Raw genomic sequence first — 10,389 nt, forward strand, 5'->3', positions numbered from 1 at the left:
GCCCGAAGGGGCGCGCCCTCCCCGCCCCGAGGGTTCTCGCCCACCCCGCCCCGAGGGCGGCCGTCCTCCGCGTCCCGAGCGCGAGGCCCGGGTCATGACCTTCAACCCGCCGGAAGCGCCCAGTCCCGCCAGCGGGGCCTCGCTGACGGACCTGGTGGCCAGGTTCAACAAGGGCCACAAGTGATGCCCCGACTGCTGCCGAGGCTCGTGCCGGTCGTCCTGCTCCTGGGCCTGGCCTGCCAGCCCCAGGAGGCGCCCAGGGTCTACTGCCCCTGGGAGGAAGGTCTCACCCTCGCCTACGAGGATCCCTCCCAGCCCCAGCCCCAGCGCAGCGCCAATCGCCTGCAGGTGCGGGTGGCCAAGGCCGCCATCACGCCCGGACCCCCGAGCCTCATCCAAGTGGACGTCACCAGCCTGCAGGGGCAGTGGTCGGTCACCCTCAAGCACCAGGATGGCGGCGTCTCCCTCCTGACCAGCCAGGGCCAGGTGCTGTCTGTCTCCCTGCCCGCTGGGTTTCCGGTCACCACGGCCTGGACGGACGGTGGCACGGCATTCCGCGTCCTCGGACGCACCGCCTGGGATGGCGCGGGCCTGCTACCCGCCACTGCCGATCCTGTGGGGATCTGGGTGGAGGCCCAACCGGCCCAGGGCCCCCGGCGCCGGACGCTCTACCTGCCCAACCTGGGCGAGGTCGAAGTTCGGGAGGAGCGCGCCGGCACCTGGGTCACGGTCCAGCGGCTGGTGTCCTACGGCTTCACTGATCTGCCCACGCTCAAGCGTCCCTGACCGTCCTGCCCGGAGCCGACATGGCCGAACCCACCACCGCCCCCGAAAACCTCGAGATCGCCCTGCCCCCGGGCGCCGAGAAGGGCATGGTGCGGGACAATCTCGAGGTGATCTGCTTCGCAATGGTGCTGATCCTGTTCTTCAAGGCCTTCGTGGGCCAGCAGTTCAAGATCCCCTCGGCCTCCATGCGCAACACGCTGATGATCGGGGACCACCTGCTGGCCAACAAGTTCATCTTCGCCACTCCCCAGTGGGGCTGGGAGGAGACGCTGTTCCCCATGCGCAGCGTGAAGCGCGGTGACATCATCGTCTTCCGCTGGCCCCTCGACCGCGACCAGGACTACGTGAAGCGCTGTGTGGCCACCGCCGGCGATACGCTGGAGATGCGCAACAAGCGGCTCTATGTGAACGGCAGGCAGGTGACGGGCCCCTTCGAGCACATGTTCGGCCGCAGCCCGGAAGGCCCCACGCCCGGCCCCTGGCCGCCCACCCGCGATGCCGGGGAAGTCGAGCGTCCCGTGGGTCTCTGGCGGCACGCCGATCCCGAGGTACTGGCGCTCCACAGCAACAACCAGATGCAGGCCATGAACAGCCTCCGCCAGGACAGCTTCAAGGACAACATGGGCCCTGTCACCGTGCCCGCGGGTCATGTCTTCGCCATGGGCGACAACCGCGACAACAGTGAGGACAGCCGCTACTGGGGCTTCCTGCCCGTGGATCACCTGCGCGGCCGCCCTTTCCTCGTCTGGTGGAGCTTCAAGGAAGGCGACAGCGACAACGACAACGGCCGCGTGCCCACCGGCCCCCAGGACGTCGCTGGCGACTTCATCGACACCGCCCGCCACTTCTTCACCCGCACCCGTTGGGAGCGGACGGGGACGATTCCTGAGTAGCACCAGCCTGGGCCGCCTTGCCCTGGCTGCCCTGGTGGCAGCCGCACCGCTCGGCGCCTGGGGCGACAAGGGCCACCGGGTGGTCTCGTCCCTCGCCCTGCGCTCCCTGCCCCTCGAACCCCGGGCCTGGTTCCAGGGACGCGAGGCAGAGGTCTGCGACCACGCTTCCGACCCCGACCACTGGAAGCGGGATCGCAAGGAGGGGCCGCGCCACTTCATGAACTTGGAGCCCTACGGCGGACCGGACCATCTGCCCCGCACGCTGGAGGAGGCCCAGGCCAGGCTAGACGGCGACTTCACCCGCCGCGGCGTGGTGCCCTGGATCATCCAGGACCGCTGGCGCGACCTGGTGGCTGCCTTCCGCGCGGGTGATCCCGCCAAGGTGGCCTTCGCCACGGCCATCCTCGGGCACTACATCGCCGACGCCCACGTGCCCCTGCACACCACCGACAACCACGACGGCCAGCGCACCGGCCAGAAGGGCGTCCACAGTCGCTGGGAGAGCGGTCTGGTGGCACGGAACATCGGCCCCGAGGACCTGACGGTGCTGCCCGCCGGGCCCGACCAGGCCTTCCTCGGCCGCCCCTGGGACTGGCTCCGGGCCTCCCACGCGCTCATGCCCCAACTGATGGAGGACGACCGCGACGCCGACCGCACCACCCCCCTGAGTGGCCGGGGCAGACGGCGCACCGCCGCCTACTGGACGATCTTCCGGGCCAAGCAGGGCCCGGTCGTGCAGCAGCAACTCCAGCTCGCCGCCCAGCACCTCGGCGACGCCATCCTCAACGCCTGGATTGCGGCAGGGAAACCTCCGGTCGAGCCAGCCCCCTAATTACACCCGGGAGCAGACCTGAGTCACCGTGACTCCTCCCACCGCTTGCGCTCCAGCCACACCTGCTGGTCCTTGCCGCGGGCATCCTTGCCGCGCCAGTGGAGCTTGAGGGGACCCTGGGCGTCCTTCTTCTGCACAGAGACGCCGGCGCCTTCGCCGGTGCGGAGGAGGTGCAGCAGGCCCTCAACGCTGAGCACCTGGGGCAGGAAGGGCAGCGGCAGCTGGGACAGGTAGGCGGCGCGCTGGTCGAGCTTCTGGCGGGGCACCTGCAGCCGGTAGCCAGAGGCGGCGTCCCCCTCCAACAGCAGCAGCCGCTCCCCGGGCGCGTGCAGCTCGAGGATGAGCCTCCCGCTGGCGGCTTCCATGAGCAGACTCAGGGTGCCCACGCCCTCCCCATCGGCGCCCGCGTAGCCCCAGCCGTACTGGGCCCGCACGGGCGCCACTGGCGCAGGCGCGACCACCGGGGGCGGGGACTGGAGCGGCATCACTGGTCGTCCTCGTCGTCATCCGGTTTCACGGCGGGGGCGGCTGGAGTCGGCAGGGGTGCCTCCAGCTTCGCGGCCTGTTCCTTGGCGATGCGGATGCGCAGGTCCCCCAGGCGCTTCTCCAGGGCGGTCCGGTCGGGGAACACGAAGGCCAGGGCCCGGTCCCACTGCTCGGCGGCTTCGGTCAGCTTGCCCTGCTTCACCAGGACCTCGCCCAGGTGCTTGCGCACCTCGGGGCTGAATGGGCTCAGCTCCGCGGCGCGCCGCAGGGTGGCCTCCGCTTCGGCGACACGGCCCAGCTTGAACTGGGCCCAGCCCAGGCTGTCCACCACGTTGCCATTGTCCGGCGTGGCCTTGGCGCTGGCCTCGATGAGGGTGGCGGCCTCCTCCAGGTCCCGGTCCTGCTCCAGCAACAGGTAGCCGAGGTTGTTCTGAACCAGCGGGTTGGCCGGTTCCAGGGCCTGGGCCTGCCGCAGCACGGCCAGGGACTCGGCGTGCCGGTCAAGCTGGTCGTAGGCCTGGCTCTGCATGATCAACATGTCCACGCGGCGCACTGGGGAGAGGGTGCGGGCCCGCTCCAGGGCCTCGAGGCACTTGTCCCAGCGCTGGAACTCCTGCCAGAGGGCGGCCATGCCCTCGAGGTGCAGCTGCTCCAGCGCGGCCCGCGTCTCCTTGCGGGAAAACAGCGCGTATTCGAGATACTTGGGCGGAAGCTTGGCCGCCTGCTGGAAGAAGGGCACCTTCGGATACCGGGCGATGCCCTCCTTGAGGGCATCCAGGCCGCTCTTCCAGTCGTTCAGGCTGATGAGGGCCTGGGTCTTGAAGACCTGGGCTTCCCCATCCGTGTGCGGCCGGGGGCGCCGCTCTTTCAGGAAGGCCAGCAGGGCCTTGCCCTTGCCCTGGAGCAGGAGGGATTCCGAGTACAGCATCGGCACGCCATCCGCAATCCACGGGGGTTCAATCTCCTGGGCCACGATGCCGCGGAGGCGACGTTCGGCCTCATCAAAGCGGCCCAGGTTCATGAGGGCCCGCGCCGTGTGGAAGGTGAGGGTGGGGCTGGGTTTCAGCGCCTCGGCCTTGGCCAGGGTCTCCAGGGCCGCGGCCCAGCGGGCGGTCTGGATGCGCACCAGGGACACGTTCTCCCATAGCCCGGACTCTTGGGGGACATGGCTGGCCAGGAGCAGGAAGCTCTCCTCGGCGTGGGCCAGGTAGCCCGCCTTGATCTGCTCCCGGGCCAGCTCCTCGAGCAGCCGGAGGTGGCGGTCCTCTGGACGCCGGGTATTGAGCGCCAGCAGGGCCTCCCGCTTTCCCTCGTAGTTCTGGGTGGCGCGGGCGTGGATGAAGGCCCGCTCCCAGGCCGGATTGAAGCCCGGACGCAGGCGGCCCAGCCGCAGCCAGGCCCGCAGGGCCCCTTCCCCGTCCTTGACCATCTCGGAGGCCTCGCCAAGGCGCGCCCACAGCTCCGGATCCTGGGGCAGGCGGAGGGTGGCGGCCTTCAATTCCTTGATGGCCTCCGGCGCCAGGGACTCGTCCTTCTGGGCGCGCTGGAACTGGAGCAGGGCCAGGTGGGCCTGGGCCTCCGCGCTCTGCGGGGCCAGCTCTACGGCCTTCCTCGCGGGTGCCACGGCGGCGTCGGGATTCTGGGCCTCCTGGAGGGCCTCGGAGAGCCGCAGGTGGGCCTCGGCGCTCTCGGGGACCTGGGCCAGCACCCTCCGGTAGAGGGCCGCCGCCGCGGCGGGATCGGCCCCGAAGCCCCGCAGCTGGAGGGCCCGGGCCTGGAGCATGAGGGCGCGGACATCCTCCGCGGAGGCCGGGGCTCCTGCGAGGAGCACCGCGAGCAGCATACAGCGCAGGTCAGACACGGACGGACTCCTGGTGGAGCAGGGCGAGGAGCCTGGCATGGGGGGATTCCCAGGCCTCTGGGGGGAGCGCCCGCTGCACGGCGGGTTCGCCCAGTCGCGGGAGCACACACTGGATCTCGATGGCGGCAGCATTCTGGGTGGAACCGGACGCGTGCACCGCCTTCTTGTCCCGGGCCAGGAACGGCAGGCAGTCGGCCCAGGGTGCCACCTGCGGCGTCAGGGGCGCCAGGCACCGGACCAGCGGCTCGAGCAGCGCAGGAGGGAAGGGCTTCAGGCCCTGTTCCTCCGCCAGGAGACAGGAGCCGAGGAGGCCCAGCCCCACGGCCTCGCCGTGCAGCAGCCTGTAGCCGGAAGCCGCCTCTAGGGCATGGCCCAGGGTGTGGCCGAGGTTCAGCAGGCGGCGCTCCCCGGCCTCCCGGGGATCCCGGTGCACCACGCCCGCCTTGAAGGCCAGCGCGCGCTCCACCCAGGCCACCTTCAGGGGGGCCCCCTGGAGCATCTCCTGGGCCCAGGCCAGCTCCCCCTGGATCAGGGCGGTCTTCACCAGCTCCCAGAGGCCGTTCTGCAGGTGCCGCTCCGGCAGCCCGGCAAGGAGGTCGGTGCAGGCCACCAGGCGGCGCGGCGCATGGAAGGCGCCCACCAGGTTCTTGCCGGCCGAGAGATCCGCGGCGGTCTTCCCGCCCAGGGCGGCATCGGCCATGGCCAACAACGTGGTGGGCCAGACCTGCCACGCGATGCCGCGCATGTAGAGCGCGGCCGCTAGGCCGGTCAGGTCGGACAGCACGCCGCCGCCCAGGGCCACCACGGTGGCGTCCCGGTGAAGGGGGATCCGGGCCCAGTGCTCCAGCCAGGGGATCACCGTGCGCAGCTTCTTCTCCTCCTCCGGCACCGACACCCACAGGGCGTGTTCGGGTTCGGGCATGGCCGCCCCGGCCCAGGCTTCGCGCAGCCGCTGGTCGCCCACCAGGGTCCAGGGCCCCTCCGGGAGCAGTTCCCGGTCGGGGGCTTCCAGGAGGAAGACCTCTGTGGCGAACCCGGACGGCGTGGCCAGCCTCACTGGCGGCCCTTGAGCGTGGCCTCGGCCTTCATGAGTTCCTCGCCCCGCAGCCACTGGATCACGGCCTTGTCCCCGGGCTTGAAGGCGCCCAGGGCTCCCATGAAGTCATAGACGTTTTTCACGGGCTTGTCGCCGAACTGGATGAGGATGTCGCCGGCCTGCATGCCGATGGTCTCCGCCGTGGAGCCCTTCGAGACGCCGTTGATGCGGAAGCCCTTGGGGTTGTCGGCATAGTCGGGGATGGAGCCGAAGGCGATGCGCATGGGGCCGCCGTCGCCCCGGGAGGGCAGCTTGGCGGTCTCGGGATCGAAGGCGGGCAACGTGTCCGTGTTGGCCAGATCCAGCGACACGGCCTTGCCGAAGGCCACCAGCTTCACCATGCCCGGGAAGTTGATGCGGTCCGCGGTGTCGGTGGGCCGGTGGTATTCCCCGTGGATGCCGGTAAAGAAGAAGAAGGTGGGGATCTTGGCCTGGGAGAAGCTCATGTGGTCCGAGCCGCCAACGGCCGCGCCCACGTCGGCGGTCACGGCAAAGCCCTTCGGCACGAACTTCTGGGCGGCCTCCACGGCGGCCTTCGAGGCCCCCAGACCGCCCATCATCAGCTTGGGCGCCTTGAGGTCGAGACGGCCCACCATGTCGAAGTTGAGCATGAACTTCACGGTCTCCAGCGGCTGCGTCGGGTGCTGCACCCAGTATTGGGAGCCCAGCAGGCCCTCTTCCTCGCCCGCGAAGTGCAAGAGCAGGATGGAGCGCTTCGGCCGCGCCTTCTTCAGCTCCCGGGCAAGCTCCACCACCATGGCCGTGCCGGAGGCATTGTCGTCGGCGCCAGGGTGCACCTGCCCGCGGGCATCGGCACCGCCCATGCTGTGGCGCTCGCCCATGCCGAGGTGGTCCATGTGGGCGCCCAGGGCGATGAATTCCTTGCGGAGCTTGGGATCCCGCCCGGGGATCACCGCCACCACGTTCGGCACCTGGGCCTCCTCGCGGCGGAGCTTCAGCTCCAGGGAGAGCGCGGTCCAGGGGGCCTGGATGAAGTCCTGGCTCGCGGGCTGCCCCGTCTCCTTGATGCGCTTGAACCGGGCCGCCAGGTCGCCACAGGCGTTGCCCAGGGACTCCGTGGTCATGCCCAGCACCGGCACGTCCACCTTCACGGGGCCCTCTTCCCGCTGCAAGGGCCGCAGTCCGTTCTCCTCCAGCACGATGACGCCGGCCACCTTGGCGGTCTCCAGCTTCTTCAGTCGGGCCAGGAGGCTCCGCTCCCCGCGGGGAAGGTGCGAGAAGGCATCGAGATCCGGCACCGTGCGGGAGATCACGGCGACGCGATCCTTCAGGTCGATGCCGGCCAGGTCGTCGTAGCCGCCGGGGATCTGCACGCCGTAGCCAAGGAAAGCCAGGGCCTTGCCGCGGAAGCTGGCATCCCCGCTGAGGCCGAGGGCCTCGATGTCCTTGCCCCACACCAGGGACCGGGGGCTGTCGCCCTGGATGAGCGAGGCTTCCTGCCGCTCGCGGACCACCTTGGCGATGAATGGGAAGCGCTGGATCTGGGTCTTGAGGCCCAGCGCCTTGAGCTCGCTTTCGATGCGTCGGGCGGCCTGGTCGAGTTCGGGATAGCCGTTGCCCCGACCCTTCAGCTCGGGCGAGGCCAGGTAGGTGACGGCACGACGCAGGCGCTTCTCGGTGGCCGCATCGGCCTTCGAGGCGGGAGCCTGGGCTTGGGCCACGAGGGTGGCGGCAAAAAGGATGGGCTTCCAGGCAATCATCTCGTCTCCGGGCGATCCTCCAGTTTACATGAGCCCCGCGCCCGCTCCGCAGGCTCATCCCTGGTCCTGGATCAGGGTTGGCGCGGGATTCTCCACGTCCTGTGGGAGAATGGGCCCATGTCCGAACAGGGAGCCTTCTTCCAATCCGACCAGGCGGATGAACGCCCCCTGCGCCACGCCCTGCTCTGGCGGCTGGCGGGCTACCTGCGCCCGCAGTGGCTCTCCCTGCTCATCCTGCTCGTCCTCATGGCTCTGGGCGCCTTCCTCGAGGTGCTGCCCTCGGAGCTGACCCTGCGGCTCATCAACCGCTTCATGGGCGAGGGCAGCCTGAAGGGGGCCGGCCCCATGGTGGCCGGCTTCTTCGGTGTACTCATCGCCGGATTCCTCGTGAGCTTCGCCCGCTACTTCCTGCTAGCCAAGGTGGGCCAGCGGGCCATGCTGGACCTCCGCGTCCAGCTCTTCGCGCACCTCATGGGGCGCAGTACGGACTTCTTCCACCGGAACCCTGTGGGCCGCCTCATGACCCGCGTCACCAGCGACGTCCAGAACCTGAACGAGATGTTCGCCTCGGGCTTCGTGGCCATCGTGGGGGATGCGCTGTCCCTCCTGGCCATCGTGGCCTGGATGTTCTGGACCCATCCCGGCATGGCCACGGTGGCCCTGGTGATCCTGCCCTTCCTGCTCGTGGCCACCGAGTTCTTCCGCCGCCGCGCGGGCGAGGCCTTCCGCGAGACCCAGCGGCGCTACGCCGCCATCAATGCCTTCCTCCAGGAACAGATCTCGGGCATGGGCCTCGTCCAGATCAACGCCCAGGAGCAGCGCAGCGACCAGCAGTTCAAGGTCCTCAACGAGGACTACTTTCAGGCCTTCCTCCGCACCATCTTCGCCTACGCGGTGTTCTTCCCCGTCGTGGAGCTCATCACCTCGGGCACCCTGGCCGCGCTCATCTTCTACGCGGGCATCAAGCTCAAGGCCGGTGCCATCACCTGGGGCCTGCTGCTGGCTTTCATCCAGCAGTCGAGCCGTTTCTTCCGCCCCATCCGCGAGCTGGCGGAGCGCTACAACGTCATGCAGACCGCCCTGGCCTCCAGCGAGCGCATCTTCCGCCTGCTGGACAACCGCGAGGAGATCCCCGAGCTGCCCGGGGCCAAGCCTGCCGCCTTCACCCGGGAGATCCGCCTCGAAGGCGTGACCTTCGCCTACGAGGCGGGCGGCCGGAAGGTCGTGCGCGAGCTCAGCGGCGTCATCCCCAGGGGCCGCCGGGTCGCCGTGGTGGGCCACACGGGGGCCGGCAAGAGCACCCTGATCAACCTGCTCATGCGCTTCTACGACGTGAGCGAGGGCCGCATCACCGTGGACGGCGTGGACACCCGCCACCTCACCCTGCGCAGCCTCCGCGACCTCTTCGGGCTGGTGCTCCAGGATGTGTTCGTCTTCTCCGGCACCCTGCGCGACAACATCGTGCTGGACCGTCCCTTGGATGACAGCCGCCTCGCCTCCGTGCTGGACCAGAGCCAGCTGAAGGATCTGGTGGACCGTCTGCCCCAGGGCCTGGAGACGCAGGTGGGCGAGCGGGGCCAGAAGCTCAGCGCCGGCGAGCGCCAGCTGCTGGCCTTCGCCCGCATGCTCTACCTGGAACCCGCGGTGCTGTTGCTGGACGAGGCCACCGCCAACATCGACTCGGAAACCGAAGCCAAGATCCAGACCGTCATCGAGCGCGTGAGCCACCGCCTCACCACCTTCACCATTGCGCACCGCCTCTCGACCATCCGCGAGGCTGACGAGATCTGGGTCATGGATCAGGGTGCCATCGTCGAGCGCGGCACCCACGACGGTCTCATCGCCCAGGACGGCGTCTACGCCAAGCTGGTGAAGCTGCAGTTCGCGGAGGGGGAGGCGGCCTAGGCATACTGTTCCAGATGCTCAGCCTCCCGCCCCTCTACCCCATCACCGACGCCACACGCACGGAGCCCCTGTCCGCGCAGGTCCGTCGCCTGGGCGAGGCGGGCTTTCCGCTGGTGCAGTTCCGGGGCAAGCCGCTTGACGCAACGGCTCAGTGGGAGGAGCTCCGCAAGGCCCTGCTGGAGTCCGCCGCCAACGGCGGCTGGCCCATGGTCTGCGTGAATGACCGGGCGGATCTGGCGATCCTCGCCGCCCGGGAGGGGCTCGCGCCCTGGGGTCTGCACCTGGGCCAGGAGGACCTGCCCGCGGGGGAGGCCCGGGCCCTGCCGGGACTGGGCGGACTCCACCTCGGCGCCTCCACCCACGAGGCTGGCGAGTGGGCGGCGGTGAGTCCCGCCTGCGACCATGCCGGGGTGGGCCCCTTCCGGGGCACGCCCTCTAAAGCCGACCATGCGCAGCCCATTGGCCTCGACGGGCTCCGCGCGGGCTGCGCGGCCCTCCGTGCCCAGGGCATCGCCCCCATCGCCATCGGCGGCCTGACCTTCGCGGACGCCCCGCCCTGCTTCGAGGCAGGGGCCGAGTCCCTGGCCATGGTGGGCGAGATCCACCGTGCCGCAGACCCCGCCGCCCTGGGCTGGGCGGTCCAGCTGGAGCGCTGGCGCGTCCGCCGCCCCTTCCGCCTCGGCCAGGGCTTGGTGTTGCTCGGTGGCAGCGGCGGCGGCAAGACCTCCCTGGGACGGCAGCTCGCCTTCCGGCTGGCCCTGCCCTTCCATGACCTGGATGAGGTCATCGAGGCGCACACGGGCTGGCCC

General features: G+C 70.1%; 9 protein-coding genes and 1 pseudogene. 6 read left to right on the forward strand and 4 right to left on the reverse strand.

Going from position 1 to position 10,389, the window contains the following annotated elements; genetic code table 11:
* From WAS25_RS06115 to WAS25_RS06130, 4 genes and pseudogenes are all read left to right on the forward strand, one after another.
* A pseudogene (locus tag WAS25_RS06115) lies at window positions 1-184 on the forward strand (hypothetical protein); the annotation flags it as partial.
* On the forward strand, window positions 184-786 hold the full coding sequence (locus tag WAS25_RS06120) for a hypothetical protein (RefSeq protein WP_422310634.1): 603 nt from the start codon (window positions 184-186) through the stop codon (window positions 784-786). The pseudogene WAS25_RS06115 and the gene WAS25_RS06120, both read left to right, overlap by 1 nt.
* Window positions 787-806: 20 nt before the next feature.
* On the forward strand, window positions 807-1,679 hold the full coding sequence (gene lepB, locus WAS25_RS06125) for a signal peptidase I (RefSeq protein WP_422310635.1): 873 nt from the start codon (window positions 807-809) through the stop codon (window positions 1,677-1,679).
* Window positions 1,680-1,713: 34 nt separating this feature from the next.
* Window positions 1,714-2,511: a S1/P1 nuclease gene (locus tag WAS25_RS06130; RefSeq protein ID WP_422310636.1), complete on the forward strand. Its 798-nt coding sequence runs from the start codon at window positions 1,714-1,716 to the stop codon at window positions 2,509-2,511.
* Window positions 2,512-2,534: 23 nt separating this feature from the next.
* Here WAS25_RS06130 and WAS25_RS06135 read toward each other — a convergent pair whose 3' ends face one another.
* The 4 genes from WAS25_RS06135 to WAS25_RS06150 are packed head-to-tail and all read right to left on the reverse strand — an operon-like array spanning window position 2,535 to window position 7,675.
* A complete protein-coding gene (locus WAS25_RS06135) occupies window positions 2,535-2,996 on the reverse strand; it encodes a hypothetical protein (protein WP_422310637.1) in 462 nt (153 codons plus the stop codon).
* Entirely contained in the window at window positions 2,996-4,858 is a 1,863-nt protein-coding gene (locus WAS25_RS06140) for a tetratricopeptide repeat protein (RefSeq protein ID WP_422310638.1), read from the reverse strand. The genes WAS25_RS06135 and WAS25_RS06140 overlap by 1 nt, the downstream gene beginning before the upstream one ends.
* Entirely contained in the window at window positions 4,851-5,915 is a 1,065-nt protein-coding gene (locus WAS25_RS06145) for a 3-dehydroquinate synthase (protein WP_422310639.1), read from the reverse strand. Before WAS25_RS06145 ends, WAS25_RS06140 begins: the two co-directional genes overlap by 8 nt.
* Window positions 5,912-7,675 (reverse strand): M20/M25/M40 family metallo-hydrolase, encoded by a 1,764-nt coding sequence (locus tag WAS25_RS06150; protein ID WP_422310640.1) that lies wholly within the window; start codon window positions 7,673-7,675, stop codon window positions 5,912-5,914. Before WAS25_RS06150 ends, WAS25_RS06145 begins: the two co-directional genes overlap by 4 nt.
* Before the next feature lie 117 nt (window positions 7,676-7,792).
* Here WAS25_RS06150 and WAS25_RS06155 point away from each other — a divergent pair, with 117 nt between their 5' ends.
* Window positions 7,793-9,580, forward strand: coding sequence for an ABC transporter ATP-binding protein (locus WAS25_RS06155; protein WP_422310641.1), 1,788 nt, complete (start codon window positions 7,793-7,795; stop codon window positions 9,578-9,580).
* A 14-nt stretch (window positions 9,581-9,594) separates the two neighbouring features.
* The coding region (locus WAS25_RS06160; protein ID WP_422310642.1) for a thiamine phosphate synthase at window positions 9,595-10,389 on the forward strand (795 nt) is incomplete at its 3' end.

The sequence above is a fragment of the Geothrix sp. genome, assembly GCF_049292215.1.
Taxonomy (GTDB): domain Bacteria; phylum Acidobacteriota; class Holophagae; order Holophagales; family Holophagaceae; genus Geothrix.